The organism is Amorphus suaedae (assembly GCF_053629675.1).
The window spans coordinates 2,170,720-2,196,206 of record NZ_JBRJIT010000001.1 but is presented as its reverse complement, the minus strand read 5'-3'; the positions used below and the strand labels follow the sequence as shown (position 1 = coordinate 2,196,206).

General features: G+C 69.9%; 26 protein-coding genes. 12 read left to right on the top strand and 14 right to left on the bottom strand.

From position 1 onward, the window contains the following. Positions 1-3: 3 nt before the first annotated feature. From AB7M35_RS09870 to AB7M35_RS09850, 5 genes are all read left to right on the top strand, one after another. Complete coding sequence (locus AB7M35_RS09870) at positions 4-1,008, top strand: ABC transporter ATP-binding protein (RefSeq protein WP_453959292.1); 1,005 nt, start codon at positions 4-6, stop codon at positions 1,006-1,008. Next, positions 986-1,990, top strand: coding sequence for an ABC transporter ATP-binding protein (locus AB7M35_RS09865; RefSeq protein ID WP_453959291.1), 1,005 nt, complete (start codon positions 986-988; stop codon positions 1,988-1,990). Before AB7M35_RS09870 ends, AB7M35_RS09865 begins: the two co-directional genes overlap by 23 nt. Positions 1,991-2,003: 13 nt before the next feature. Continuing rightward, positions 2,004-3,515 carry a class I adenylate-forming enzyme family protein gene (locus tag AB7M35_RS09860; RefSeq protein WP_453959289.1) on the top strand — a complete coding sequence of 504 codons (1,512 nt, stop codon included), beginning with the start codon at positions 2,004-2,006 and terminating at the stop codon, positions 3,513-3,515. A gap of 8 nt (positions 3,516-3,523) precedes the next feature. Beyond that, positions 3,524-4,291 (top strand): SDR family NAD(P)-dependent oxidoreductase, encoded by a 768-nt coding sequence (locus tag AB7M35_RS09855; protein ID WP_453959287.1) that lies wholly within the window; start codon positions 3,524-3,526, stop codon positions 4,289-4,291. A 301-nt stretch (positions 4,292-4,592) separates the two neighbouring features. Beyond that, positions 4,593-5,648, top strand: a complete 1,056-nt coding sequence (locus tag AB7M35_RS09850; protein WP_453959285.1) for an MBL fold metallo-hydrolase — start codon at positions 4,593-4,595, stop codon at positions 5,646-5,648. 93 nt (positions 5,649-5,741) lie between these two features. Here the strand turns inward: AB7M35_RS09850 and AB7M35_RS09845 are convergent, their stop codons facing one another. From AB7M35_RS09845 to AB7M35_RS09825, 5 genes are read right to left on the bottom strand one after another with little or no spacing between them, the layout of a single operon-like run. Further along, positions 5,742-6,995 carry an ABC transporter substrate-binding protein gene (locus AB7M35_RS09845; RefSeq protein ID WP_453960692.1) on the bottom strand — a complete coding sequence of 418 codons (1,254 nt, stop codon included), beginning with the start codon at positions 6,993-6,995 and terminating at the stop codon, positions 5,742-5,744. 40 nt (positions 6,996-7,035) lie between these two features. Next, a complete protein-coding gene (locus AB7M35_RS09840; RefSeq protein WP_453959283.1) occupies positions 7,036-7,458 on the bottom strand; it encodes a DUF4440 domain-containing protein in 423 nt (140 codons plus the stop codon). Beyond that, positions 7,455-8,504, bottom strand: coding sequence for an aldo/keto reductase (locus tag AB7M35_RS09835; RefSeq protein ID WP_453960690.1), 1,050 nt, complete (start codon positions 8,502-8,504; stop codon positions 7,455-7,457). The genes AB7M35_RS09840 and AB7M35_RS09835 overlap by 4 nt, the downstream gene beginning before the upstream one ends. Before the next feature lies 1 nt (position 8,505). Further along, entirely contained in the window at positions 8,506-8,862 is a 357-nt protein-coding gene (locus AB7M35_RS09830; protein WP_453959282.1) for a TIGR04076 family protein, read from the bottom strand. Then, positions 8,855-9,631 (bottom strand): GntR family transcriptional regulator, encoded by a 777-nt coding sequence (locus AB7M35_RS09825; protein ID WP_453959280.1) that lies wholly within the window; start codon positions 9,629-9,631, stop codon positions 8,855-8,857. Before AB7M35_RS09825 ends, AB7M35_RS09830 begins: the two co-directional genes overlap by 8 nt. A gap of 206 nt (positions 9,632-9,837) precedes the next feature. On the opposite strand from AB7M35_RS09825, the gene AB7M35_RS09820 reads away from it, so the two are divergent. Genes AB7M35_RS09820 through AB7M35_RS09800 form a run of 5 tightly spaced genes read left to right on the top strand, consistent with a single transcriptional unit; the run spans position 9,838 to position 14,714 of the window. Then, a complete protein-coding gene (locus tag AB7M35_RS09820; protein WP_453959279.1) occupies positions 9,838-10,638 on the top strand; it encodes an ABC transporter ATP-binding protein in 801 nt (266 codons plus the stop codon). After that, positions 10,635-11,378: an ABC transporter ATP-binding protein gene (locus AB7M35_RS09815; protein ID WP_453959277.1), complete on the top strand. Its 744-nt coding sequence runs from the start codon at positions 10,635-10,637 to the stop codon at positions 11,376-11,378. Before AB7M35_RS09820 ends, AB7M35_RS09815 begins: the two co-directional genes overlap by 4 nt. After that, positions 11,375-12,283, top strand: a complete 909-nt coding sequence (locus AB7M35_RS09810; protein ID WP_453959276.1) for a branched-chain amino acid ABC transporter permease — start codon at positions 11,375-11,377, stop codon at positions 12,281-12,283. Before AB7M35_RS09815 ends, AB7M35_RS09810 begins: the two co-directional genes overlap by 4 nt. Continuing rightward, positions 12,283-13,257 (top strand): branched-chain amino acid ABC transporter permease, encoded by a 975-nt coding sequence (locus AB7M35_RS09805; RefSeq protein ID WP_453959274.1) that lies wholly within the window; start codon positions 12,283-12,285, stop codon positions 13,255-13,257. The genes AB7M35_RS09810 and AB7M35_RS09805 overlap by 1 nt, the downstream gene beginning before the upstream one ends. After that, positions 13,254-14,714 carry an aldo/keto reductase gene (locus AB7M35_RS09800; protein ID WP_453959273.1) on the top strand — a complete coding sequence of 487 codons (1,461 nt, stop codon included), beginning with the start codon at positions 13,254-13,256 and terminating at the stop codon, positions 14,712-14,714. The genes AB7M35_RS09805 and AB7M35_RS09800 overlap by 4 nt, the downstream gene beginning before the upstream one ends. A 318-nt stretch (positions 14,715-15,032) precedes the next feature. On the opposite strand, the gene nadC is transcribed toward AB7M35_RS09800, so the two are convergent. The 5 genes from nadC to AB7M35_RS09775 all read right to left on the bottom strand — a co-directional run bounded on the left by nadC (position 15,033) and on the right by AB7M35_RS09775 (position 19,616). Beyond that, positions 15,033-15,884: a carboxylating nicotinate-nucleotide diphosphorylase gene (nadC, locus tag AB7M35_RS09795; protein ID WP_453959271.1), complete on the bottom strand. Its 852-nt coding sequence runs from the start codon at positions 15,882-15,884 to the stop codon at positions 15,033-15,035. A gap of 121 nt (positions 15,885-16,005) precedes the next feature. Further along, positions 16,006-17,025: a quinolinate synthase NadA gene (gene nadA / locus AB7M35_RS09790; protein ID WP_453959270.1), complete on the bottom strand. Its 1,020-nt coding sequence runs from the start codon at positions 17,023-17,025 to the stop codon at positions 16,006-16,008. Between the two features lie 103 nt (positions 17,026-17,128). Beyond that, positions 17,129-18,100, bottom strand: a complete 972-nt coding sequence (locus AB7M35_RS09785) for an NUDIX hydrolase (RefSeq protein WP_453959269.1) — start codon at positions 18,098-18,100, stop codon at positions 17,129-17,131. Between the two features lie 144 nt (positions 18,101-18,244). Beyond that, positions 18,245-18,649 carry an ArsR/SmtB family transcription factor gene (locus tag AB7M35_RS09780; protein ID WP_453959268.1) on the bottom strand — a complete coding sequence of 135 codons (405 nt, stop codon included), beginning with the start codon at positions 18,647-18,649 and terminating at the stop codon, positions 18,245-18,247. A gap of 178 nt (positions 18,650-18,827) precedes the next feature. Next, a complete protein-coding gene (locus tag AB7M35_RS09775) occupies positions 18,828-19,616 on the bottom strand; it encodes a LytR/AlgR family response regulator transcription factor (protein ID WP_453959266.1) in 789 nt (262 codons plus the stop codon). A gap of 254 nt (positions 19,617-19,870) precedes the next feature. On the opposite strand from AB7M35_RS09775, the gene AB7M35_RS09770 reads away from it, so the two are divergent. Further along, the gene (locus tag AB7M35_RS09770) at positions 19,871-21,202 is read left to right on the top strand and encodes an aminotransferase class III-fold pyridoxal phosphate-dependent enzyme (protein ID WP_453959264.1); all 1,332 of its coding nucleotides are present in this window, start codon (positions 19,871-19,873) and stop codon (positions 21,200-21,202) included. Between the two features lie 247 nt (positions 21,203-21,449). Further along, on the top strand, positions 21,450-21,731 hold the full coding sequence (locus AB7M35_RS09765; protein WP_453959262.1) for a hypothetical protein: 282 nt from the start codon (positions 21,450-21,452) through the stop codon (positions 21,729-21,731). Positions 21,732-21,824: 93 nt separating this feature from the next. On the opposite strand, the gene AB7M35_RS09760 is transcribed toward AB7M35_RS09765, so the two are convergent. Genes AB7M35_RS09760 through AB7M35_RS09745 form a run of 4 tightly spaced genes read right to left on the bottom strand, consistent with a single transcriptional unit; the run spans position 21,825 to position 25,467 of the window. After that, positions 21,825-22,781, bottom strand: coding sequence for a fumarylacetoacetate hydrolase family protein (locus tag AB7M35_RS09760; protein ID WP_453959260.1), 957 nt, complete (start codon positions 22,779-22,781; stop codon positions 21,825-21,827). 7 nt (positions 22,782-22,788) lie between these two features. Then, entirely contained in the window at positions 22,789-23,565 is a 777-nt protein-coding gene (locus AB7M35_RS09755) for a cyclase family protein (RefSeq protein ID WP_453959258.1), read from the bottom strand. Between the two features lie 42 nt (positions 23,566-23,607). Next, on the bottom strand, positions 23,608-24,915 hold the full coding sequence (locus AB7M35_RS09750) for a TRAP transporter large permease (RefSeq protein ID WP_453959256.1): 1,308 nt from the start codon (positions 24,913-24,915) through the stop codon (positions 23,608-23,610). A 6-nt stretch (positions 24,916-24,921) separates the two neighbouring features. Continuing rightward, positions 24,922-25,467, bottom strand: a complete 546-nt coding sequence (locus tag AB7M35_RS09745; RefSeq protein ID WP_453959254.1) for a TRAP transporter small permease subunit — start codon at positions 25,465-25,467, stop codon at positions 24,922-24,924. Positions 25,468-25,487 lie beyond the last annotated feature (20 nt).

Here is a 25,487-nt window from a genome sequence, read left to right as displayed (position 1 = left end):
GACATGGCACCTCTCCTCGAACTCGACGACCTGAGCGTCTCGCTGTTCACCCGGCGCGGCACGCTGAAGGCGATCGACGGCCTGTCGCTGCGCGTCGAGGAGGGCGAGACGCTCGGCCTCGTCGGTGAATCGGGCTGCGGCAAGTCGATGACCGCGCTGTCCGTCATGGGCCTTCTGCCGACGCCGCCGGCGCGGGTCGTCGGCGGCGAGATCCGGCTGCACGGGCGCGACCTCACCAAGCTCTCCGACCGCCAGATGCAGGCGGTGCGGGGCAAGGACGTCTCGATCATCTTCCAGGACCCGATGAGCTCGCTCAATCCGGTGATGACGGTGGGCCAGCAGCTGGCCGAGGTCATCACCCGCCACACCGAGCTGCGCGGCAGGGCCGCCCGGGAGCGCGCCCTCGACCTGCTGAACCGGGTGAAGATCCCGGATGCGCGGCGCCGTCTCGACACCTATCCCCACGAGCTCTCCGGCGGCATGAACCAGCGCGTGGTGATCGCCATGGCGATCGCCTGCGAGCCGAAGCTTCTGATCGCCGACGAGCCGACCACGGCCCTCGACGTGACGATCCAGGCGCAGATCCTGACGCTGCTGCGCGAGATCCAGCAGAGCGCCGGCATGGGGATGATCTTCATCACCCACGACCTCGGCGTGATCGCCGAGATCGCCGACCGGGTGGTGGTGATGTACGCCGGCCGCAAGGCGGAAGAGGCGGAGGTGGGCGACCTCTTCAAGCGGCCGCTGCACCCCTATACGCGCGGGCTCATCGGGGCGACGCCGAAGCCGGCCGACGAGCGCCGGGAACGGCTGGTCGAGATCCCGGGCTCGGTGCCGAGCCTGGCCGATCTCCCCCAGGGGTGCCCCTTCGCCAACCGCTGCCCGGACGTGTTCGAGCGCTGCCGTGTCGAGGTGCCCCCTCTCTATCGCCCGGACGGCGATCACGTCGCCGCATGCTTCCTCATGGACCGGGAGGAGACCAGCGATGCCGCTTCTGTCCGTGCGTAGCCTGCAGGTCGACTACCAGACCTCGTCCGGCACGATCCACGCCGTCAACGACGTGAGCTTCGACATCGAGGCGGGGGAGACGATCGGGCTGGTGGGCGAATCCGGCTGCGGCAAGTCCACCCTCGGCAAGGCGATCATGCGTCTGCAGGCGACCACCAACGGGCGCATCTTCCTTGACGGGCGTGACATCACCGACCTGTCGTCCCGGGAGATGCGGCCGGTGCGCTCCTCCATGCAGATGATCTTCCAGGACCCGTACAACTCGCTCAATCCGCGCCACAACGTCGGCGCGCTGATCGCCCAGCCGATGAAGATCGCCGGCTATCCGCGGGCAAAGGTGAAGGCGCGTCTCACCGAGCTCATGGAGCAGGTGGGCCTGCCGACGGACGCGCTGCGCCGCTATCCGCACGAGTTTTCCGGCGGCCAGCGCCAGCGCATCGGCATCGCGCGGGCGCTCGCTCTCAATCCGGCGCTGGTCATCTGCGACGAGCCGGTGTCGGCGCTCGACGTCTCGATCCGCGCCCAGGTGATCAACCTGCTCCAGGACCTGCGCGACCAGCTCAACGTCTCCTACCTCTTCATCTCCCACGACCTGACGATGGTGCAGCACATCTCCGACAAGCTGATCGTCATGTATCTGGGCAGGGTGGTGGAGATCGGCGCCGCGGAGACGATCTGGCGCAAGCCCGCCCATCCCTACACCAAGGCGCTGCTGGCGGCCGCGCCGGTGGCCGACCCGGACCTGATGCGCTCGCGCCGCCGCTTCATGCTTGAGGGCGATCTGCCGAGCCCAACGAACCTGCCGCAGGGGTGCGCCTTTTCCACCCGCTGCCCGTTCGCCGTCGACCGGTGCCGGGTCGAGCAGCCCATTCTGCGAACCCTGCCCGAGGGGCAGCGGATCGCCTGCCACTTCGATCTCGCGGACCGGATGCAGGCGGGCGACGTGCCCACCGAGGCCGAACGCGCCCTTTCCGCCACCTGAGGACCTGACCGCCATGCGCTGGACGAATCTCGGAGATCTCGTCGACCGTTCCGCCGGACTGGACAGTCCGGCCATCATCGATCTGTCGGGGGAGGCGCCCCGCACCTGGACCCATGCCGAGATCGATGCGCTGGCGAACGGCATTGCCAATCATCTGACGGCGCGGGGGCTGGCGCGCGGCGATGCCGTCGCCATCCTGTCGCTGAACCGCGCGGAGTACATGGCGGCCTATTTCGGCATCATGCGGGCCGGCTTCGTGGCCGTGCCGGTCAACACCAAGCTGCCCCAGGACACCATCGACTTCGTCCTGAAGGACGCGGGCATCGCCTTCTGCTTCGTCGACACCATGGGCCGGGCGATGCTTCCCGCGACCATGCCCTTCCTCGACTTCGACGATGCGGGCGCCGGCGGCTTCCGCGCCACCATCGAACCCGCGGTCGACTTCGCCACGCAGGCGATGGACCTCTCCGAGACCGCCCAGATCCTCTACACGTCGGGATCGACCGGCCGTCCGAAGGGCGTGCTGCTGTCCCACGGCAGCCAGCTTTGGCCGCTGTCGACGCGCACCAGCGGGGCGCAGACCCCCAACGAGCGCTACATGATCGCCCAGCCGCTGTTCCACATGAACGGCCTGTTTTCCGCCAAGACGATCTTCGCCAACAACGCCTCCATGGTGATGATGCCGAGCTTCGACGCGCGCGCCTATCTGGAGGCGCTCGCCGACTACCAGGTCACGGCGGTGACCGCGGTGCCGACGATGTTCGCGCGGCTGCTCAAGAACGAGGATCTGTTCGACAGCCGCGACTACTCCAGGCTGACGCGGATCATGCTCGGATCGGCGCCGATCACCGAGGCGCTGATCGCCAAGATCCAGGCGCGCTTCCCCGGCGCCACGATGAGCCTCGGCTACGGCACCACCGAAGCCGGACCCGCCGTGTTCGGCCCGCACCCGGACGGCCTGAAGACCCCGCCGACCAGTGTCGGCTATCCGATCGGCCTCGACCAGGTGAAGCTCATCGACGGTCCGAGCGACGACGAGGGCGTCTTGATGATGCGCAATCCGTCGCTGATGACGGGCTACGGAAACCTGCCGGAGAAGACCGCCGAGGTGCTGCGCGACGGCTGGTACTATTCGGGCGACGTCATGCGCCGCGACGCCGACGGATTCTACTATTTCGTCGGGCGGGCCGACGACATGTTCGTCTGCTCCGGCGAGAACATCTATCCCTCCGAGGTCGAGACGATGCTGGAGAAGCATCCGGCGATCCAGTACGCCGCGGTCGTGCCGCTCCCCGACGAGGAGCGGGGCCAGGTGCCCGTCGCCTTCGTGGTGCCGCGGCCGGGCCAGTCGCCGACCGCCAGGGACATCAAGGGCTACGCGCTCACCGCCGGGCCCGCCTATCAGCACCCGCGCCGGATCAAGTTCCTGCCCGAGCTGCCGTGGGCGGGCACCAACAAGGTCGACCGGCGCGCGCTGATGGCGGACGCGAAGGCGCTGGAACTCCAGGGCGGATGGGAAGGCTGAGCCGGACAATGGCAACGAAGAAGCTGCAGGGAAAGATCGCGCTCGTCACCGGCGCCAGCCGCGGCATCGGCCGCTCGATCGCCGAGCATCTGGCGGCCGAGGGGGCGTTCGTCGCCATCCACTACAACGCGGCGGACGCGAGCGCGAAGGCGACCCTTGCCGCCGTGGAGGCGGCGGGCGGCACCGGCGCCATCATCCAGGGCGACCTGATGGACCCGGCCACGCCGCGGCTGCTGTCGGAGCGCTTTCTCGACCTGGTCGAGGAGCGGTTCGGAACGCGCGCGTTCGACATCCTCGTCAACAACGCCGGCATCGGCGGCCGAAACGTCATCGAGGAGGTCGACGAGGAGACGTTCGACGCCACCCTGACGGTCGATCTGCGGGCGCCGTTCTTCCTGATCCGCTATCTGTCGCCCTTCCTGCGCGACGGCGGGCGGATCATCAACATCTCGTCGATGGCGAGCCGCGCGGCGTTCCCGTTCATGGCGGTCTACACGCCGGCCAAGGCGGGCCTCGATGCGCTGGCGGGGGTGCTCGCCAACCATTTCGGGCCGCGCGGCATCACCGTCAATTCGGTCCTGCCGGGCGCAACCGCCACGGAGCTCAACCCCGCCACCCACGATCCGGAGAAGCGCCGCGCGACCGAGCAGACGATCGCGCTCGGCCGGCTCGGCGAGCCCGAGGACATCGCCCGGATCGTAGCCTTCCTTGCCTCCGACGAGGGCGGGTGGGTCACCGGCCAGCGCATCGACGCCAGCGGCGGCCAGCGCCTCTGAGCACCGCTCGGGCGGGGGCGGCGGGTCGACCAGCCGGCTGGTGGACCGGCCCGATGGCTGTATCGTGGCCTGTGACAGGCTTCCGTCCGCCCCGGATATGCTCTAGAGCCTTTTCCGATCGGGGAGCGACCCGATCGATCGGAAATGGCTCCAGATTCAGAACCTTGAGCGATTCCTTTTCGGTCGGATCGTTCGGATCCGACAGGCGCTTGCTCCGGGTCGGCGTGTCGGTGCCGGAGGATGTCCGCGAAGCGGGGCCGGGCGGCGCAATCTTCTTGCGAACGAGTACGGGAGCCATCTGATGGGCAACGCGGGTGTGATCGACGGCCAGGACGAGCTCCGCTTCCCGTTCGAGGAGGCTCCGCCCAACGGCGTTCCCGTCGAGGTCGCGCCGGGGATCCTGTGGGTCCGCTTTCCGCTGCCGTTCCGCCTCGACCACGTGAACATCTACCTGATCGAGGACGGCGACGGGTATGCCGTGGTCGATACCGGCATTTCCGACGACGTGACGCGGGACGCCTGGCGCGCGCTGATGGCGGGGCCGCTTGCCGGCAAGCGGCTGACGCGGGTGATCGTCACCCATTTCCACCCCGACCACATCGGTCTCGCGGGCTGGCTGTGGGAGGAGTTCCGGACGCCGCTGCTCACCAGCCAGACGTCGTACCTCATGTGCAACATGATCTCGCTGACGCCGGGAGCCGCGAAGGCGCAGCCCTACCAGGACTTCTATCTCCGCCACGGCATGGACGCCGAGACCGCCCGTCTCGTCAGCACCCAGGGGCACCAGTATCTCGGCATGGTGACGCCGCTGCCGCCGACGTTCCGCCGGCTGCTCTCCGGCGACACGCTGGTGATCGGCGCGCGCCACTTCCGCGTCTACACCGGCGACGGCCACGCGCCGGAGCAGATCATGCTCTATCTGGAGGACGAGAAGATCCTGCTCGCCGCCGACCAGGTGATCGCCAAGATCACCCCCAACATCGGCGTCTGGGCGGTGGATCCGGAGGGCGATCCGCTCGGCCACTACCTGCGCTCGCTCAGGCTGCTGGAGGCGCACGTGCCGGAGGACACGCTGGTGCTACCCGGCCATCAGCTGCCGTTCTACGGGCTCAACGAGCGCTGCCGGCAGATCGTCAATCACCACGAGGACCGCTGCGGGATGATCGCCGAGGCGTGCGCCGGGGGGCCGAAGTCGGTGGCGGAGCTGGTGCCGGTGGTGTTCCACCGGCCGCTCGATCCGCACCAGATGTCGTTCGCCTTCAGCGAGACCCACGCCCACGTCAACCGGATGATCCGGCGCGGCGAGCTCGCCTGGACCGAGCGCGACGGCAACTTCGCCTGCGTGCTGGCGGGCTGACCTCTTTCCCGATCGGGCCATCAATCAAACGAAAACCGCCGCCGGCTGTCGTGCCGACGGCGGTTCGTTTCTCTCAGCAGTCGACTGCGGGGATCAGAGGGTCGACTTGATCTTCGCGACCTCTTCGGCGCTCATCTGGCCGGTGGTGACGACCTTGCCGTCCTCGATCTTCCAGAGCCGGAACGGGCCGGTGATGTCGCCGTACTGGTCGAAGGTCACCGGGCCGATCACGCCTTCGTACTTGATCGGCTTGCCGTCCTTCAGAAGGGCGAGGGCCTTCTTGAACTCCTCCGGACCGGCATAGATGACCTCGCCGCCTTCGGCCACCACCTGCGGGATGGCGTCGCGGATCGCGGCGGCGTCGGCGGAGCCGGCCTTGGCGATGGCGAGGCCGACGATGGCGCCGGCGTCATAGGAGCGGTCGGCGGCCGGCGCGCTCGGCTCGATGCCGCCGGAGAACTTGGCGTAGTTGTCGTAGAAGTACTTGGTCGAGGCGGTCTCCTCGGTGCCCGAGGAGGTGCCGTAGGCGTCGGTCAGATACTTGGCGCCGACGGCCTCGACGAACTCGGTGGAGTTCATGCCGTCGTTCAGCAGGAACTTCTGCGGGCCGCCCTGGGAGATCCAGGCGCGCGCGATGGTGGCGCCGTCGACCGGGTAGGAGACAAGGTAGAGCGCCTCCGGATCGCCCGCCATGGCGCTGGTCGCCTCGGCGTTGTAGTTCGCCTGCTTCTCGTTGTAGGGCGTCGAGGAGGTGATCGTACCGCCGAGCTTCTCGTAGGCGGCGGTGAACTCCTTCACCATGTTCACGCCGAAGTCGTTGTTGACGTAGATGACCGCCAGCTTCGTCAGGCCGCTGTCGATGGCGTACTTCGCCGCCGCGGTGCCCTGCAGGGCATCGGAGGTGATGGTGCGGAAGAAGTAGCCGTCGGTCTTGCCGTCCTTCGCGAGCTGCGTGAGCGTCGGCGACGACGAGGCCGGCGACACCTGCACGACCTTGCCCGGCGCCGTCACCGAGGTGAGGATCGGGATCGACACCGACGAGATGATGCCGCCGATGATCACCGGCACGTTCTTGATGTTGACGAGCTGGCGGGCCTGGTCGACGGCGACGTTGCCCTGGCTCTGGGCGTCGCGGCTGTCGGTGACCAGATCGCAGCCGTTGGCGCCGCCGGCCTTGTTGATGTCGTCGAAGGCCATCTCCACCGACTTGGCGCCGGCCTGGCCGTACTGACCCGCCGGGCCGGTGAGGCTCATTACCACGCCGACGGTCGTCTCGCAGGCGACGGCAGGCGCGGCGAGCGCCATGCATCCGGCGGAGAGAAGGGCTGCCGGCACCCAGGTCTTCATGTGTTTCATCTCAGTTCCCCTCGTTTGCGCCCGAGTTCTCTCAGGCTTTGGTTTGGTCGATCCAGGTTTCCTGAAGCCAGCGCCACGTCACGCCTCCCGGCGACGTGGGGCTGTCGACGAGGATCGCGGTGGCGCGACGCGCCGTCGTCTCGGCGGCCGATGCCTGGTGTTCCACGTAGCGCACCAGCACGGTGTCGGCGGACAGCGCCGCCGTCGCCTCCACCACGATGTCGATGGCGAACTCCGGCCCGAGCGCCCCGTGGGCGCCGGCGAGCATGGCGATGATCGCGTCCCGGTCCTGCACCGCACCGTCGGGCGCGATCCGCACGCAGTCGCTGTGAAGCGCGGCCTCGAGCCGGCCGAGGTCGCCGGCGGCGGCGCGCCCCGTCAGCCAGTCGACGAAGAAGACGTGCAGGGCGCGGACCTCGTCCGCAGCGCGCGCGGCGAGGTCGGTCGGGCTCATCCGGCGGCCTCGTTGAGGTTGTATTTCATGATGGCGCCGTGGCGGCCGTGGCGGTCGCGCTCGACCTCGTAGACGTCGCCCTCCGGCCCGCAGTCCTCGGGCACGACGGCGGCGAGTGCGGCGCGGTCGGCCTCGGTCAGGTCGATGGCGCCGATCGCCAGGTTGGCGGCGATGTGGCTGCGGTTGCGGGCGCCGACGATCAGGCCCGCCACCTGCGGCCGGTCGAGGATCGCCCGGCTGGCGATGGTGGCGATGTCGGTGCCGTGACCGTCGGCGATCCGCCGCAGGGCGGCGAGCAGCTCCTGGAACCGGTCCCAGCCGCCGAAGTCGTCGATGATCAGCTTGTATTTGGTGAGCGAGCGGTTCTCCAGCGGCTCGCCCGGCTCCGGCGCGCCGAGCCAGCGGTCCGACAGGAAGCCGCCGGCCACCGTGCCGTAGCAGAGGAAGCGCACGCCGTGATCGCGGGCGACCGCCGTCATCCGCCGCGCCGGACGCGCGTCCAGCAGCGAATACTGGAGCTGCATGGTCGCCAGCGGATAGCCGCCGTCGATCAGCGCCGCGACGTGGTCCGTGTCGAAGTTGGTGCCGCCCAAGAGCGCGATCTTGCCTGCCTGCTGCTGCTCGGCGAGCCAGCCCGCCGTCTCCGCCCAGCGCGGCACGGAATAGTCCCACCAGTGGAACTGCACGAGATCGAGCCGCTCGGTCTTCAGGCGCCTGAGCGACGTGTCGATGCCCCTGGTGACATCCGCCTTCGAGATGGTCGACAGTACGGACAGGTCCGGCACGAACTTGGTGTGGACCCGGATCCGGGAAAGCGCTTCATCGCCGCGCAGGTCGCGGTAGCGCATGCGGAAGGCGCCCAGGATCTCCTCGACGCCGGTGTAGATGTCCGCGCAGTCGAAGGTGGTGATGCCGCTGTCGGCGCATTCGACCAGGTCGGCGATCGCCCGGTCGCGCTCGATCGGGCCGTGCCCGCCGGCAAGCTGCCAGCCCCCGCGGATGACCGGGGAGATCTCGTAGCCGGGGGCAAGCGCGATGCGGTTCATGTCACTCACTGGACTGGTCGTCGGACGCGGGCAGGGGAACGGCGGTGGTGTCGGCGTGCCGGAACGTTCGCTTGCCGGTCCGGGTGATGCGGAAGCGCGACGGGCAGTTGGGATCGGGGCAGGCGACCTCGGCGTCGGTCGACATCCAGTCGGCCGGATCGGTCGCCCGCTGCTTGGCCGGCAGCAGCGGCAGCAGCGCCGCGAGCGAGTAGATCGAAAAGCCCTGGCCGGGCGGAATGTGCAGCATCTCTCCACGCAGCTCGAACCAGTCGCCGGGCGTGCCGCAATAGATTTTCGCGCCCTCCGGAGCGACGATCTCGACCTTCAGGTCGTAGAGCTCGAACCTGTCGTCAGCCATGGGCGGCCTCTCCGGTTCCAGCCGCGAGCCGGCCGCGCAGCAGGTCAAAGGCGCGGCCGATGTCGGCGGCCAGCGCCGCGCGGGCGGCGTCCGGGTCGCGGGCCTCGATCGCCTCGATGAGCCGGTGGTGGTAGTTGGTCGCGCCGGCTCCGTCGCTGCCGTCGTAGGTCGCGGCTGCGGCGCGCACGTAGGGGCCGGACTGCATCCACAGGCTCTCCACCACTGGGATCAGGACCGGCGATCCGGCGGCCCGGTAGATGGCGAAATGGAAGGCGTGGTTGAGCCGGCTCGCTTCCCGCGCCGCCATGATCGCCCCGCCCGCCAGCGCGTCGTAGGCGGCGGTCAGCTCCTTCAGCTCGACAATCCCGGCGGGCGCGATGCGCGGTACGGCCAGCGCCGTCAGTTCGCCCTCGATGAGGCGGCGGGCGCGGGCGAGATCCTCCAGCCGGTCGCCGCTGATCAGCGGCACCCGCACCGAGCGGTTCGCCATCGCCTCGACGGCGTGTTCGGAGATGAGCCGGCCGAGCGCCTCGCGCACCGGCATCGTGGAGACCGACAGCCGCGCCGCCAAATCGCGGATCTTCAGGGGTTCGCCGGCGTCGAACATGCCGTGGATGAGATTGTCGCGCAGCTCCGCGTAGACCTGGTCCTGCACCGTCTGGCGGGCGACCGGCCCCAGCGACATCAGGCCCGCGGACGGTCCGGCTCCCAACGGCCGGTCGTCGGCAGATCTGTCCAGGGCGGCGGAGGCGAGCGGTTGCTGGGTCATCGCGTCCCGTGGGTCCTGAGCTGTGGCCGCCCGAGGGCGGCGGGGCGGGCCTATTTCCCGATCCCGCATTCCTCGTCGGCGACGGCTTTACAGTATGGCGGCATTGTGATCATGTAAAGTGTGATCACAAAAATCACGTTGTGATCGAAACGCCGGAACTGGGGTCGGCGCCGGGCATCCGGCGCGCAGGGGGACAGCGCAGGTTCATGCCCGCAGCAGCGTTGCAAACCACGTCGGCCGGCGCCCCGATCCTCGAGGCGCGCGATCTCGTGCGGAGCTTCGGCGGGATGCGCGCGGTCGACGGCATGTCGCTGTCGCTGGCGCCCGGCGAGATGGCCGGCCTGATCGGTCCGAACGGCGCCGGCAAGACCACCGTGTTCAATCTCCTGGCCGGCAGCCTCCGCTCCGATGCCGGGCGGATCACCCTCAAGGGCCACGACGTCACGCGCCAGTCGGCCGAGCGCCGCCTTGGTGGGGGGCTCGGCCGCACCTTCCAGATCCCGCGGCCGTTCGGCGAGATGACGGTGCTGGAAAACGTCCTCACCGCGGTGCAGGGCCAGACCGGCGAGCGGGTGCTCGCCAACGTGTTCCTGCCGTTCCGGGTCGCCCGCGAGGAGCGCACTAGCATCGGGCGCGCCCGCGAGATCCTCGAATTCGTCTCCCTCACCCGGCTCGCCGACGAGCCGGCCCGCAAGCTCTCCGGCGGCCAGCGCAAGCTGCTGGAGCTCGCCCGCGTGCTGATCGCCGATCCGGCGGTCATCCTCCTCGACGAACCGGCGGCCGGCGTGAACCCGGCGCTGCTCGATCTCATTTGCGACCGCATCGTCGAGATCAACCGCTCCGGCGTGTCGATCCTGCTGATCGAGCACAACATGGAGATGGTCGCGCGCCTGTGCGGGCGCGTGGTGGTCATGGCCGGCGGGCGGCAGCTCATGGAGGGCACCCCCGCCGAGGTCGCCGCCAACGAGGAGGTCGTCGGCGTCTACCTGGGGGACATCGACGCATGAATGCAGCCGCGCCGCTGTCCACCCACGGCCTCGTCGCCGGCTACGAGCGCGACCTGCCCATCGTCAAGGGCATCGACTTCTCCGTCGCCGACGGAGAGATGGTGGCGATCCTCGGGCCCAACGGCGCCGGCAAGTCCACCTTCGTGAAGGCCATCGCCGGCACCGTGCCGGTGTTCGGCGGCGAGGTCCGTCTGAATGGCGCGCCGGTCGCCGGCCTGAAGCCCAACCAGATCATCCGGCGCGGCATGGCCTTCGTGCCGCAGACCGAGAACATCTTCGCGCGCCTGTCGATCCGCGAGAATTTGCAGCTCGCCTCCGCCATCCTGCCGAAGGCCGAGCAGGGGCCGCGCATCGAGGCAATGTTCGCCCAGTTCCCGGATCTCGCCGCCCGTCCTGGCCGCGCCGCCGGCAGCCTGTCGGGCGGCCAGCGGCAGATGCTGGCGACCGCCCGGGCGCTGCTGGTCTCGCCCTCGGTGCTGCTCCTCGACGAGCCGTCGGCCGGCCTGTCGCCGAAGCTGGTGGCGGAGGTGTTTCAGACGCTGAAGGCCATCAACGACACCGGCGTCACCATCGTGCTGGTCGAGCAGAACGTGCGGGCGGCCCTGAAGATCGTCTCGCGCGCCGTGGTGCTCGTCGACGGCCACCTGCGCTACGACGCGCCGGCGGACGACCTGGCCAACCACCCGAACATCGGCGAGCTGTTCCTCGGCTCCGGCGACCGGCAGGAGGCGCTCTCGTGAACCCCCAGCTCCTCATGGACGGACTGGTCGCCGGATCGATGATCGGTCTCGGCGCCATCGGCGTCACGCTCACCTACTCGATCCTGCGCTTTCCCAACTTCGCCCACGGCGAGTTCATCGCCTGGGGCGCCTATCTCGCGATGACGATCTCCGCCGCGATCGGCGCCGCCGTCGCCGGCTCGTCGGCGCCGATCGAGCCGTTCTCGTTCGGCTGGAGCCTGCCGATCGCAGGCCTGCTGGCGATGATCCTGACGGCCGGGTTGGCGCTCCTCCTCGACCGGCTGCTGTTCAGGCGCCTGCGCAACCAGGGCGCGGTGATGATCATCATCGTGATGGCGAGCTTCGGCGCGTCGATGGCGCTCCGCAGCGCGCTCGAGTTCATCTACACGGCGCGGCCGGGCTACTTCACCCGCGAGCTGCAGATCGCCATCCCCCTCGGCGGCGGCATCCGCGCCACGCCCGACCAGCTGTTCGCCATCGCTCTCACCATTGTGCTGGTCGTCGGCGTCCATCTCCTGCTGACGCGCACGCCCCAGGGCCGCGCCATGCGGGCGGTCAGCGAGGATCCGTCGCTCGCCGGCCTCGTCGGCGTCGACGTCGACCAGGTCATCCGCCTTGTCTGGATCCTCGGCGCGGCGCTTGCCTGCGCGGCCGGCGTCATCGCCGGGCTGCTGGTCCAGATCCGCCCCTACATGGGCTTCGACCTTTTGCTGCCGCTGTTCGCCGCCGCCATCCTGGGCGGTATCGGCAGTGTGCCGGGCGCGGTGATCGGCGGGCTCGTCGTCGGGCTTGGCGAGGCGGTGGCGGTGCACGTGGTGGGCGCGGAATGGCGGGCGGGGGCGGCCTTCGTCATCCTCACCGCGATCCTGATCGTGCGGCCGAACGGCCTGTTCGGGAGGGCATGATGGGCATCGAGGTCTTCGCCTACGCGGCCTTCTTCCTCACCATGGCGCTCACCTACGCCATCATCTGCCTCGGCCTGAACCTGCAATGGGGCCAGACCGGCCTGTTCAACGTCGGCATCGCCGCCTTCGTCGCCGTCGGCGCCTACACCTCGGCCATCCTGACGACACCGGAGACGGCCGATCGGCTCGGCGGCTTCGGCCTGCCGATGCTCGTCGGCTGGGGCGGCGCCGTCGTCGTCGCAGGCCTGCTGGCGCTGTTCGTCGGCTGGCTGACGATCCGGCTGCGCGCCGACTATCTGGCCATCACGACCTTCGGCGTGGCCGTCCTCGTCCAGCTCGCAGTGCTCAACCTGCAGGGCATCACCGGCGGTCCGTTCGGAATCGGCTTCATCCCCAAGCCGTTCGAGGGCCTGGAGGGCAACGCGCTCGCCTTCTCGTTCGCCAACCTCGGCGTCGTGATCGCCACGGTGCTGGCCGTCTACCTGTTTCTGGAACGCCTGGTGCGCAGCCCGTGGGGCCGCGTGCTGCGGGCGATCCGCGAGGACGAGGTCGCCGCCCAGGCACTCGGCAAGAACCCGAAGTGGCTGCGCATCCAGGCGTTCGCCATCGGCGGCGCCATCATGGGGCTCGGCGGCGCCGTGCAGGGCCATTTCATCGGCTTCATCGCGCCGGAGAACTACCTGCCGATGCTGACCTTCCAGGTCTGGGCGATGCTGATCGTCGGCGGCAGCGGCAACAACCGCGGGGCCATCCTCGGCGCCGTCCTGGTCTGGGGCGTCTGGGCGGTGTCCGCCTCGTTCATCGATGCGCTCTTCCCCTCCGGATCCCAGGCGCGCGCCGCCTCGCTGCAGATCGTTCTCATCGGCGTCGCGCTCTGCGCCATCCTGATGCTGCGGCCCCAGGGTATCCTGCGCGAGATCCGGACCATCTCCCGTCACGCGCTCACCAGCCGCGCCAAACGCGAAGTGTCATGACCCAGAAACCCGAAACCATCGCGCTTACAGGCGACCTCACCATCAGCCGGGTGCTCACCGGCCTCTGGCAGGTGGCCGACATGGAGAAGGACGGCCGCACCCTCGATCCGGAGGCCTCCGCCGACCATCTCGCCGCCTACGTCGCCGACGGGTTCACCACCTTCGACATGGCCGACCACTACGGCAGCGCCGAGCTGATCACCGGCGCGCTGCTGAAGCGCTTCGGCCCTGGCGAAGCCCGGGCGGTGGCGTTCACCAAGTGGTGCCCGGAGCCCGGCCCGATGACGCGCGACATCGTCCGCGCCGGCGTCGACGAACGCCGCGCGCGCCTCGGCGTCGAGCGGGTCGACCTCCTGCAGTTCCACTGGTGGACCTTCGAGCACCCGGCCTGGCTCGACGCCATGCACGAGCTGGCCGCGCTGCGCGAGGAGGGCGCCATCGCCGAGATCGGCGTCACCAACTTCGACGCCGCCCACCTGAACCTCGCGATCGCCGACGGCGTGCCCGTGCGCACCAACCAGGTGTCGTTCTCGCTGCTCGACCGCCGCGCCGCCGGCCCGCTCGCCGAGGTCTGCGCCCGCACCGGCGCGCGGCTGCTCGCCTACGGCACGCTGTGCGGCGGCTTCCTGTCGGAGAAGTGGCTCGGCAAGCCGGAGCCGGTCGCAATCCCCGACTGGAGCGGCATGAAGTACAAGCGCTTCATCGACACCGCCGGCGGCTGGGACGCCTATCAGGGTATCCTGCGCGCCGCCGCCGAGATCGGCCGCAAGCACGGGGTGTCGATCTCCAACGTCGCCACCCGCTGGATCCTCGAGCAGCCCCACGTGGCCGGCGTCATCATCGGCGCGCGCCTCGGCGAGAGCGAGCACCGCGCCGACAACCTGAAGCTCTTCGACTTCGCCCTCGACGCCGAGGACAAGGCCCGCCTCGACGCGGCGTTCGCCGCCACCACGCCGATCCCCGGCGACTGCGGCGACGAATACCGCCGGCCGCCGTTCCTCACCGCATCGGGCGATCTCAGCCATCACCTGAGCGAGGTGCCGCGCTACTTCACCGCCGAGGACATCCCCGGCCGGCCCGGCCGCAAGCGCGTCTCCTCGGGCAGCAAGTGGGAGCCGCTCGCCGGCTACAGCCGCTCGGTGCGCATCGGCGACCGCATCCTCGTCTCCGGCACCACGGCGACCCACGGCGCCGATCACATCGTCGCGCCCGGCGATGCCGGCGCCCAGACGACCTACGTGCTCGACAAGATCGCCGCCTCCATCGTGGCCCTCGGCGGATCGGTGGAGGACGTGGTGCGCACACGGATCTTCGTGCGTGACGTGGCCGACGTCGAGGCCGTCTCCATCGCCCACGGCCGCATGTTCGGCGATATCCGCCCCGCTAACACCCTGGTCGCCGCCGGCGATCTCGTCGGCGACTACGCGGTGGAGATCGAGGCGGAGGCGGTCGTCTAGCAATCCCAGGAAAAGTGCCCTTGCGGTTTTCCGTCCGGGATTGCGGGGAAAATATCACCCCTCACGCCGAGTTCGCTTTGCTCACCGGCTCCGGGTGGGCGGCCTGACCGGCCGGCGCGCGGTCGCGCGCTGGCTGGTGCAACCCTGCCAGGCTGTTGTTGCGTCGCTCCGCGACAATCACATTCTCCGCTCATTCCCGCGAAAGCGGGAATCCAGGGCCAAGGATCGCAGCGCCGGAATTATTCCGTCCTGGATCTCGGCCTTCGCCGTGAGGAGAGAGCGTCGGCCTGGAGGCGAAGATCGCGCCCCGGAGACCCCTCAGATCGCGATATCCAGTCCCAGGTCGAGCGCCTTGGCGCTGTGGGTCAGCCAGCCGGCGGAGATCAGGTCGACGCCGGTCTCGGCGATCGCCCGGGCGGTTTCCCGGGTGATCCGGCCCGAGGCCTCCAGGATTGCCCGCCCGTCCACGAACGCGACGGCCTTCGCCAGCGTCGCCGGGTCCATGTTGTCGAGCAGCACCACGTCCGGCGCCGAGGCCATCGCCTCTTCGAGCTGCTCCAGCGTGTCCACTTCTACCTCGATCTTCACCAGGTGGCCGATGCGCTGTCGTGCCGCCGCGATGGCGCCGGTGACGGAGCCGGCGAGCGCGATGTGGTTGTCCTTGATGAGGATCGCGTCGTCGAGGCCGAAGCGGTGGTTGGCGCCGCCGCCGGCGCGCACGGCGGCCTTCTCAAGCGCCCGGAGCCCTGGCGTCGTCTTGCGCGTGCAGGTCACCGCGGCTCGGGTGCCGCGCACCGCCTCGACGATCTCGGCGGTGGCCGTGGCGATGCCCGACAGGCGGCATTGCAGGTTGAGCGCGGTGCGCTCGGCGGTCAGCAGCGCCCGCGCCGATCCCTTCAGCCGCAGCACGACGTCGCCGGATCCGACCCGGCTTCCGTCGGGGGCCTCCACGGTGCAGGTCATCGCCGGGTCGATCAGCTTGAAGGCGAGTTCCGCCACCTGACAGCCCGCGACCGTGCCGGGCTGGCGGGCGGCGATGACGGCTTCCGCGACCAGGTCGGCCGGCACGATGGCGTCGGTGGTGATGTCGCCGGCGCGGCCGAGATCTTCCAGCAGCGCTGCGCGGACGATCGGCTCGACCATCAGGGTCGGAAGGGCGAAGGGGGACATGGGCTCGCGCACTCGATTGGGAGAGGGGGGCGGCCGGGTCGGGCGACCCGGCCGGAGGGGCAGGACGGTTCAGGGGGGCGGAAAGCGGGCGAAGACCGGTGCCCGCGTCCCCGTCGCGCTCTCAGTGCACCGCGAGCATGCGCTCCACGGCCGCGCGGGCGCGCTCGGCGACCGCCGGGTCGACGGTCACCTCGAAGGTCATGGTCTCCAGCGACCGGCGGATGTTCGACAGCGTGATCCGCTTCATGTGCGGGCACAGGCCGCACGGCTTCATGAATTCCGTGTTGGGGGATTCCGCCGCGATGTTGTCGCTCATCGAGCATTCGGTCACCAGCAGCACGCGCTCGGGCTGGCGGTCCTTCACGTAGGAGATCATCTCCGCGGTCGAGCCGGCGAAGTCGGAGGCGTCGATCACGTCCGGCGGGCACTCGGGGTGGGCGATCACCGTCAGCCCGTCGATGGCGTCGCGGTATTCGCGGATCTCCGCGCCGGTGAAGCGCTCGTGCACCTCGCAGGCGCCCTCCCAGGTGATGATCTCGATGTCGGTCTGGCTGGCGACGAAGCTCGCCAGGTACTTGTCGGGGATCATGATCACCCGGGGCGCGTTCAGCGAGGTGACGATCTTCAGCGCGTTGCCCGACGTGCAGCAGATGTCGGACTCCGCCTTCACCTCGGCCGACGTGTTCACGTAGGTGACGATCGGCACGCCGGGATACTGGGCGCGCAGCCGCCGCACGTCGGCGCCGGTGATGGAGGCGGCGAGCGAGCAGCCGGCCAGCGGATCGGGAATCAGCACCGTCTTGTCCGGGCAGACCAGCTTCGAGGTCTCGGCCATGAAGTGCACGCCGGCCTGGACGATCACGTCGGCATCGGTCTCGGCGGCGCGGCGGGCGAGTGCCAGCGAGTCGCCGACGATGTCGGCGACGCCGTGGTAGATCTCGGGCGTCTGGTAGTTGTGGGCGAGGATGATGGCGTTGCGCTCGCGCTTCAGCCGGTTGATCGCGTCGATCTCGGGCGCGAACAGCTGCCATTCGGCACGGGGCACGTGCGCCTTCACCTTCTCGTAGACGCCGGCGGTGCGGGCATCGATCTCGGCGGTAAACGGCAGGCGCGCGCTCACGGCGGCAAGGGCTGCGGTCATTGCGACCTCCTTTTGCTCAATTTGAGCATTTCTTCCCCGAAAAAAGAGGACCACGTGCTGGCCCTTTATACTCAGGCTGAGCATAAGACGGAAAACGCGCGAGTCAAGGAAATCCTGCGCGCCGCGTCGCCGACAGCTTCACGCCCGGGGCGGGCCGCTCCAGCGTCGCCTCGCGGCGGAAGCGCATCAGCTTGGCCGGCCGGCCGCCGGTGTCGGTGGCCAGTTCGCCGGTTTCCTCCACCAGCTCCTGCTGGGCGATGAGCCGGCGGAAGTTCTGCTTGTGCAGCACCACGCCGGACAGCGCCTCCGCGGTCTTCTGCAGCTCCGAGAGGGTGAAGGACGGCGGCATCAGCTCGAACAGCACCGGCCGGTACTTGATCTTGGCGCGCAGCCGGCTGATGGCGGTGGCGAGCATCCGGCGGTGGTCGGCCTGCATGGCCAGTCCCGGCGCGGTGTCGGCCGGCGGCGTGCGGCCGCCGTCGACGAAGGTCTCGGGCACCAGCCCCGCCTCGTAGAGCATCTCGTAGCGCTCCAGCGTCTTCTCCTCGTCCCAGGGCGTGCCGCTGGTGGCGAAGGCGAGGCGGATCCGGTCGAGGGCGTCCTTGTCGCCGGAGGCGCCGCCGGCGCGGGCCCACTGTTTCAGCCGCTCCAGCACGGCGAGCCGCGCGGCCGGCTCGCCGGCCCGCATGTCCTCCCAGGGGAAGAAGGCGTACCAGGAGCGCCAGCTCCCCTCGATGGGCAGCGTCGGGCCGGGCGGCGAGACGAGGGCGAGGTAGGCGATCGACAGCGCGCGATCGTCGTCGGGGCCGGACAGGGCGAACTTGGAGGGGGCCGGGTCGCCGAAGGTGTAGAGCTGCTCGACGTAGCCGAGCCGGAACCCGGTCTCGATTTCCACCCAGTTGCGCAGGCCCGCCTGCAGCGTGCGGTGCGACGGCTCCAGCGGGCCGGAGGGCAGTCCGATCGGCGCGTCCCGGTCGCGTGCGACCGTCAGTACGTACGGATCTCCGGCGCGCACGGCGACCACCACCGCGGTCAGGTCGACGCGGACGCGGCTTTCCTCGTGCTTGTCGGTCATCGGCTGCCCCGTCCGCTTAATGGCCGGGGCCATCATAGCGCGGCGCGCCGATTCGCGAGCCCTCCGCTTTGGCGGGCCGCGTCCGTCTGGGGACGACCGCTCGACCGTCGCGGGCATGGGCCGCGCGGCCCATGCCCTGATGCGTTACCGCCCGGTCCGGGGGGCGGCGCCGTTGCGCGCGCCCTCCTGTCCCGCCGCCAGGGCGTCCAGGCAGGCCCGGGCCCGGTCGAAGGTCTCATGCCGTACCGTGTAGCGGCTTTCGCGGCCGACGCGCCGGCTGGTGACCAGCCCGGCGCCTTCCAGCACCTGGAGATGCTTGGTGATCGCCTGCCGCGTCAGCGGGATCCCCGCCGCGAGGCTGGCGATCGAGCGACCGCCCTGCCGGTGAAGCCGGGAGACCAGCTCCAGGCGGGTGGGGTCGCCGAGGGCGGCGAAGATGGGGAAAGGGTTCTCCGCGATGGTCGGGTCGTCGGGGGCGGGATGGTCATCGACCGGGGAGGCGCCGGGAACGCGGTCGGGCGCGGCCGGCGAGATGCTGACTGTCGACATGGGTCTCGATGGGTTTCTGCAGGAACCCGGACCCCGCCCGGTCCGCATGCCTGGCGTGTGTCCGACCCGGCGGGACCGCCCGGTCGAAGGAAATGGCTGCGGAGACGCTCCGGCAGCCGCTCGAAAGGGCGCCCTTGCGGTTGCCCGTTCGCCTATTGAGCGACAAGCCCCGGCCGGTTCAGCCGCCAATCTGTGAACCGGCCGCTCGGCTCGATGAAACGGCCTCGGGGCCGCCGCGCGGCGCCTCCTTCAGGCTGGCGAGCAGCCGGCGCGCGGGGATTCGCCCCAGATCGACGGTCCCGCCGGCGAGCCACACCGTGGCGCCCCCGTCGGCGGAGCGCTCCAGCCGCGCCACGTGGTCGAGGTTGAGGATCACCGAGCGGCTCACCCGCAGGAACGGCGGGACCGGCAGCTCCTCCTCGAACAGCTTCAGCAGCCGGCAGACGAGCGACTGCCGCCCGTCGACCAGGTGCAGGCGGGTGAAGTCCGCCTCGGCCGTCAGGAAGGCGACGGAGGCCACCGGCACGAGGCTGGTGGTGCCGTTCGCCGTCAGCGCCAGGCGGCGCTCCAGGTCGACGGCCGGCCGCGCGCCATTGTCCCGCCGCTTCCCGTCGGAGCTCAGCCGGTGCCGCACCCGCTCCAGCGCGGTTGCCAGCCGCGCCGGGTCCACCGGCTTCAGGAGATAGTCGACGGCGGCCACGTCGAAGGCCCGCGCCGCGAAGGCGCTGTGGGCGGTCACGAACACGATGGCGGCGGAGCCGGGCAGCGCGGCGAGGAGGTCGAAGCCCTCGCCGTCGGTCAGCCCGATGTCGAGGAGGATCAGGTCCGGATTCGTGTCCGCTGCGGCGCGCGCGGCGTCGGACACGGTGCCCGCCTCGGCGACGATCTCCACGTCGCCGTGCGCGCCCAGAAGCCGGCGCATGGCGCGCCGGGCAGGGGGTTCGTCGTCCACCAGCATCAGCCGCATCGTCTCGATCCCTGAACGCGGTGCAGCGCGGCTCCGCAGCCTTCCCGGGCAACGCGCGGCGCCAGACTAGGTCGCCGCGGCTCGCCATGCCAGCCGGTCAGGGCCGCGCCGCGACTTCCCGCCTGCCTCGGCCGGCCCGGCAGAACGGTCTGCCGCGACAATTGGGCCGAACCTTCTTTCGCGCCCATCTTCGCAACGCCCGGTCGTTGTCCTAGAGTGCCGTCCACCCGTTCTTGCCCCACCGAAGGTACACCATGAATACCGTCGTCCAGCTGAAGCAGACCGTGCCGAATTCCCTCGAAGAGCAGTGGATGCCGTTTTCGGCGAACCGCGACTTCAAGAACGACCCGCGCCTCGTGGTGAAGAGCGAGGGCGTCTACCTGTGGGACCAGCGCGGCGGCAAGATCATTGACGGCTCCTCGGCGCTCTTCAACGTGGCCGCCGGCCACGGCCGCAAGAAGATCGCCGACGCGGTCTACGCCCAGATGCAGACGAACGACTACGCCCCGTCCTTCCAGATGGGCCACCCCGGCGCCTTCCAGCTCGCCTCCAAGCTCGCCGCCATCCTGCCCGAGCCTATCAACCACGTGTTCTTCGTGAACTCGGGCTCCGAGGCCATCGACACGGCGCTGAAGATCGCCATGGCCTATCACCGCGCCCGCGGCGAGAGCCAGCGGCTGCGCTTCGTCTCCCGCGAGCGCGCCTATCACGGCGTCAACATGGGCGGCACGTCGCTCTCCGGCCTGGTGAAGAACCGCGAGGGCTTCCCGGTCACGCTGCCCAACGTCGTGCTCATGCGCCACACCTGGGACCCGGACGTCCGCTTCCAGCGTGGCCAGCCGGAAACCGGCGCGGAGCTCGCCGAGGACCTCCAGCGCTTCTGCAACACCTACGGCGCCGCCACCATCGGCGCGGTGTTCGTCGAGCCGGTCGCCGGTTCCACCGGCACCCTGGTGCCGCCGAAGGGCTACCTCGAGCGCATCCGCGAGATCTGCGACGCCAACGGCATCCTGCTGGTCTTCGACGAGGTGATCACCGGCTTCGGCCGCCTCGGCAAGCCGTTTGCCGCCGACGCCTTCGGCGTGGTGCCGGACATCATGACCATGGCCAAGGCGCTCACCAACGGCGCGATCCCCATGGGCGCGGTGGCGGTGCGCGACGAGATCTACACCACCGTCGTCGACGCGGCCCCCGAGGACGCCATCGAGTTCTTCCACGGCTACACCTACTCCGGTCACCCGGCCGCCTGCGCGGCGGGTCTCGCCACCCTGGAGATCTACGAGGAGGAGGACCTGTTCGCCCGCGCCGGCGCCATGTCCGACTACTTCCTCGACGCGGTGTGGAGCCTGAAGGACCTCGACTGCGTGGTCGATCTGCGTGGCTACGGCCTGATGGCCGGCGTCGAGGTGGCGCCCGAGGGCGCGGCGGGGCTGCGCGGCAACGCGCTCCAGAAGAAGCTGTTCTGGAACGGCCTGCACGTGAAGTTCACCGGCGACACGGCGATCCTCGCGCCGTCGCTGATCGCCGAGCGCTCCCACATCGACGAAATCGTCGACAAGCTGCGCGCCACGCTGAAGGATCTCTGAGGCCGGACATTTTGTCGCTCGACGGGCAGGGAACGTTCGCCGGTCGGCGGTCGTTTCCTCCCGCAAGGCGCCCGCGAACCGCCCCGCACCGACAGCCGGTGCGGCGACGCGGGCCGCCGCCTGGAGCCTTCGCGCCCGCACCGCCGGTCCGGGCCGGCCTGGCTCCAGCATCGAGACATTGAGCCTCGTCCGTCGCTTCGATCGACCCGATCGGACCGGGGACACGCTCTGGAACATGGGGTCCCCGATGCACTATCCGCGTGAAACCTACGACGAAGCCCGCCGCCGTGTCTCCGAAGGCGGGCGCTACCTGTCCGAAGGCGGGCGCTCCCTGATGGACCGCGTGCCCGACTACGCGCTGCCGGAGCGCTGGCGCCCGCGCGACAACCGCGAGACGGCGCTGACCGTCCTCGGTGTCGGCGCCGCCGCGCTCGTCTTCGCCGGCGCCTGGTACCTGGTGTCGACCGAGCCGCGCCGCCGCCGCCTCAAGCGCTCGGCGCGCCGCGCTTATCGCACGCTCGCCGGCTGATTTCGGCGACCGGGCCCGGGCTTCCGCCCGGGCGCACCGATCCTGCCCCGATCCCGTCCGGTCCGCACCGGGCGGGATTTTTCGTGGGGCTGCCTACTGGCGCACGACGGTGTTGCGCAGCACGCCGATGGCGTCGATCTCCAGCTCCAGCACGTCCCCGTCGGCGAGGAACGAGAAGTGCTCCAGCCCGCAGCCGTTGCCGACGGTGCCGGAGCCGAAGATCTCGCCGGCGTGCAGCGTCTCGTCCCGCGACACGAACGCGATCATCTCCTCGAACGAATGCAGCATCGCCGAGCAGTCGTCGGACATCACCGGCCTGCCGTTGATGCGCACGCTCGCCTTCAGCGCGCCGACGTCGGGGATCTCGTCCTTGGTGACCAGGAACGGGCCGAACGCGTTGCCGGCGTCGAAGCTCTTGCCCTTGGCCGGGCCGAGCATGCCGCCCATCTCGACCAGTTGCGCGTCGCGGGCCGAGAAGTCGTTGAAGATGGTGTACCCGAAGATGTGGTCGCCGGCCGCCTCGACGGAGATGTCCTTGCCGCCCTTCGCGAGCACGATCGCCAGCTCGATCTCGAAGTCCATGTAGGCCGAATAGCGCGGCCAGGTCACCGTCGTCCCGGTCCCCACCACGCTGAACCGGTTGGTGAAATAGTAGATCGGCTGCGCCTTGTAGACGGCCGGCACCTCGCCCGGGGCGATGTCGGGAACCGGCTCGCCGGCAAGCTCCGCCGCGAGCTTCTTCATGCCCGTCGGCGCCTGCACGATGTGCAGCGGAAACACCGAGAAGTCGCGGATCTGCGGTGGCACCGGGATCGGCGCCTTGAGCGTCACGGCGTCCAGCGCGTCGCAGTGGGTGCCGGTGCGCTCCGCGTCGGCGAGCAGCGCGCGCGCCGCGTCCAGGCCGGCGTCGCCGGCATCGATCAGGCTCAGCATGGTGGCGAAGCGCGCGTCGCCGCCCGACGCCGCCGCGAGGTCGACGAGGCGGGTGCCGTCGGCGGTCAGCGCGCCGATCTTCTCGGCGCCTCCGGTGGTGTAGGTCGCGAGTTTCATGGGGGCCCTAGTCCTTCACCACCGCGACGGCGCGGCACCAGCCGGCGCTCGCCGCCTTGATCTTCACGGGAAAGCAGATGACCTCGAAGCCGGTGGACGGCAGGGTCTCCAGGTTGGCGAGCTTCTCGATGTGGCAGTAGCCGTGCACCATGCCGGCGCGGTGGCCCTCCCAGATCAGCGACGCGTCGCCCGTCTCCGCCACCTTCTTGGCGGTGTAGACGAACGGGGCGTCCCAGCTCCACGCATCGGTGCCGGTCACCTTCACGCCGCGCTCGGTGAGGTACAGCGTCGCCTCGCGGCCCATGCCGCAGCCGGTGGTCACGTAGTCGGTCTCGCCGTAGCGGGCGCCCGCGGCGGTGTTCACCAGCACGATGTCGAACGGCTGCAGCGCGTGGCCGATCCGGGCGAGCTCGGCCTCCACGTCTTCGGCGGTCGCCACGTAGCCGTTCCCGAAGCGGCGGAAGTCCAGCTTCACGCCGCGGCCCATGCACCATTCCAGCGGCACCTCGTCGATGGTGATCGCCCGTTTTCCGCCGTCCATGGTCGAGTGGTAGTGGTAGGGCGCGTCCAGGTGGGTGCCGTTGTGGGTGGTGATGGCGACCCGCTCCACCGCCCAGCCCTCGCCGCCGGGAAGCTCGTCCTGGGCGACGCCCGGGAAGAAGCTCAGGATCTCGCCGGCCGTGTCGGCGTGGGCGAAGTACTCGATTTTCGGACCGAGGCCCGGCGGGTCGGCGAACTCTGTGTTCTCGAGCGGCCGGGAGAGGTCGACGAGGGGCATGGGCACATCTCCAATGGTCGTGGCGGCCGGCGACGGGCCGGCCGCGTGTCATCTGCCCAGGATCGCGGTGACGATCGCGGGAAACAGGATCACCAGGACGAGCACGCTCGCCATGATGGCGGCGAAGGGGGCGGCGCCGCGGAACACCTCGCCGAGCCCGATCCCGGTGTCCTTCAGCGTCGACTGGACGACGAACACCGACAGCCCCAGCGGCGGGGTGAGCAGGCCGATCTCCACCGCCAGCACGCTGACGAGGCCGAAGTGGATGACGTCGATGCCCAGCGACTGGGTGATCGGGAAGGCGAGCGGCACGGTGATCAGCAGGATCGAAGAGGAATCGAGGATCGTGCCGAGCAGGATCAGCAGCATCGCGAACAGGAACAGGAAGCCGAGCGGGCCGACGCCGGTGTTGGTCGCGAGCACCGTCAGCGACGCCGGCACGCCGGAGAACGCCAGCATCCGCCCGTAGATCGAGGCGCCGATGATCAGGAACGAGACCGACGCGGTGATGTGGCCGGTCTGCACGGCGATGCGCCAGAAGGTGCCGGCGTTCACCCGGCGCATGGCGATGGCGATCAGCAGCGCGACCATCGCGCCCACCGCGCCGGCCTCGGTCGGCGTGAAGTAGCCCGTGTAGATGCCGCCGAGCACGATGCCGGCGAGCGTGAGCACCGGCGCGAGCATCCGCAGCCGGCCGCCGTCGGGCAGCGGCGCGGCATCGCTCCGGCGCTTCTCCATGAGGTCGGGCCTCAGCCGGCCGAGCGCCAGCAGGTAGACGCAGTAGGCGACCGTCAGCAGCAGGCCGGGGCCGACGCCGCCGAGGAACAGGTCGCCGATGGAGGAATCCGTCAGCACCGCGAACAGGATCAGGAGCAGGCTCGGCGGAATCAACATCCCCAGCACCGAGGATCCCGCCACCACGCCCACCGCGACGGAGCGCGCGTAGCCGGCGGCGATCATTTCCGGAACCGCCACCTTGGCGAACACCGCGGCCGAGGCGATCGAGATGCCCGTAATGGCCGCGAACACCGCGTTCGACAGCACCGTGGCGATCCCCAGCCCGCCGCGCACGTTGCGGGTCATGGCGCTGATCGCGGCGAAGGTGTCGCGGCCGAGCCCGCTTTCCGACACGGCGATGCCCATCAGCACGAACAGCGGCACGACGCCGAAGGTGTAGCTGGCGATGCTCTCGGTGGCCGCCAGCGCCACGAAGTTCAGCGCCAGCTTCAGCTTGCCGGTGATGGCCCAGACGCCGAACAGCGAGACCGTCGAGAGCGCGATCGCGACATGGATGCCGGAATAGATCGCGATGCCGATCGCCAGCAGCGAGAGATAGCCGATCGTCTGCGGATCCACGTCGCTCTACTCCGGACGCGCTGAAAGCCTGCGGGCCGCGATGCCGGCCGACAGGAGGAAGGAGAGGGCGAGCAGCGCCGAGCCCAGCACGATGATGGCCAGGAACGGCCAGACCGGCATGGTGAAGTGGCCCGACACGCCCTCCATCTCGCCGCGCTCGAACGCGCGGATCATCTTCGGCCAGACCGCCCAGGCGAGCGCCACGGTGAAGCCGGCGCCGATCAGCTGGGCGACGAGGTCGAAGCCGGCGGCGAGCCGTGGCCGCCGCGCGGCGACCACCGACAGGAGCCCGTCGGAACGGATCATCTGGCCCTTCCAGTGGGTGTGGGCCACCTGCAGGAAGACGATGCCGACGATGGAGTACTTGACCATCTCCGGCACCCCGGCGATGGGGCTGAGGAAGGCGTTGCGCCCGACCACGTCGGCGACGATCAGCACCATCAGCAAGAGGATCCACGTCGTGGCCAGCACGTTGGTCAGCGACATGACGGCCCCCAGGAGCCGGACGAGCGCCGGTTCCCGGGAGGCTGCGGTGCGGATATCGGTCGCCATCGGTGGTGGCCCCGGCCGGC

Bases quoted from the DNA above. Each gene is read 5' to 3' on its own strand.
- AB7M35_RS09870 (WP_453959292.1), top strand. From the start codon at position 4: ATGGCACCTCTCCTCGAACTCGACGACCTGAGCGTCTCGCTGTTCACC.
- AB7M35_RS09865 (WP_453959291.1), top strand. From the start codon at position 986: ATGCCGCTTCTGTCCGTGCGTAGCCTGCAGGTCGACTACCAGACCTCG.
- AB7M35_RS09860 (WP_453959289.1), top strand. From the start codon at position 2,004: ATGCGCTGGACGAATCTCGGAGATCTCGTCGACCGTTCCGCCGGACTG.
- AB7M35_RS09855 (WP_453959287.1), top strand. From the start codon at position 3,524: ATGGCAACGAAGAAGCTGCAGGGAAAGATCGCGCTCGTCACCGGCGCC.
- AB7M35_RS09850 (WP_453959285.1), top strand. From the start codon at position 4,593: ATGGGCAACGCGGGTGTGATCGACGGCCAGGACGAGCTCCGCTTCCCG.
- AB7M35_RS09845 (WP_453960692.1), bottom strand. From the start codon at position 6,995: ATGAAGACCTGGGTGCCGGCAGCCCTTCTCTCCGCCGGATGCATGGCG.
- AB7M35_RS09840 (WP_453959283.1), bottom strand. From the start codon at position 7,458: ATGAGCCCGACCGACCTCGCCGCGCGCGCTGCGGACGAGGTCCGCGCC.
- AB7M35_RS09835 (WP_453960690.1), bottom strand. From the start codon at position 8,504: ATGAACCGCATCGCGCTTGCCCCCGGCTACGAGATCTCCCCGGTCATC.
- AB7M35_RS09830 (WP_453959282.1), bottom strand. From the start codon at position 8,862: ATGGCTGACGACAGGTTCGAGCTCTACGACCTGAAGGTCGAGATCGTC.
- AB7M35_RS09825 (WP_453959280.1), bottom strand. From the start codon at position 9,631: ATGACCCAGCAACCGCTCGCCTCCGCCGCCCTGGACAGATCTGCCGAC.
- AB7M35_RS09820 (WP_453959279.1), top strand. From the start codon at position 9,838: ATGCCCGCAGCAGCGTTGCAAACCACGTCGGCCGGCGCCCCGATCCTC.
- AB7M35_RS09815 (WP_453959277.1), top strand. From the start codon at position 10,635: ATGAATGCAGCCGCGCCGCTGTCCACCCACGGCCTCGTCGCCGGCTAC.
- AB7M35_RS09805 (WP_453959274.1), top strand. From the start codon at position 12,283: ATGGGCATCGAGGTCTTCGCCTACGCGGCCTTCTTCCTCACCATGGCG.
- AB7M35_RS09800 (WP_453959273.1), top strand. From the start codon at position 13,254: ATGACCCAGAAACCCGAAACCATCGCGCTTACAGGCGACCTCACCATC.
- nadC (WP_453959271.1), bottom strand. From the start codon at position 15,884: ATGTCCCCCTTCGCCCTTCCGACCCTGATGGTCGAGCCGATCGTCCGC.
- nadA (WP_453959270.1), bottom strand. From the start codon at position 17,025: ATGACCGCAGCCCTTGCCGCCGTGAGCGCGCGCCTGCCGTTTACCGCC.
- AB7M35_RS09785 (WP_453959269.1), bottom strand. From the start codon at position 18,100: ATGACCGACAAGCACGAGGAAAGCCGCGTCCGCGTCGACCTGACCGCG.
- AB7M35_RS09780 (WP_453959268.1), bottom strand. From the start codon at position 18,649: ATGTCGACAGTCAGCATCTCGCCGGCCGCGCCCGACCGCGTTCCCGGC.
- AB7M35_RS09775 (WP_453959266.1), bottom strand. From the start codon at position 19,616: ATGCGGCTGATGCTGGTGGACGACGAACCCCCTGCCCGGCGCGCCATG.
- AB7M35_RS09770 (WP_453959264.1), top strand. From the start codon at position 19,871: ATGAATACCGTCGTCCAGCTGAAGCAGACCGTGCCGAATTCCCTCGAA.
- AB7M35_RS09765 (WP_453959262.1), top strand. From the start codon at position 21,450: ATGCACTATCCGCGTGAAACCTACGACGAAGCCCGCCGCCGTGTCTCC.
- AB7M35_RS09760 (WP_453959260.1), bottom strand. From the start codon at position 22,781: ATGAAACTCGCGACCTACACCACCGGAGGCGCCGAGAAGATCGGCGCG.
- AB7M35_RS09745 (WP_453959254.1), bottom strand. From the start codon at position 25,467: ATGGCGACCGATATCCGCACCGCAGCCTCCCGGGAACCGGCGCTCGTC.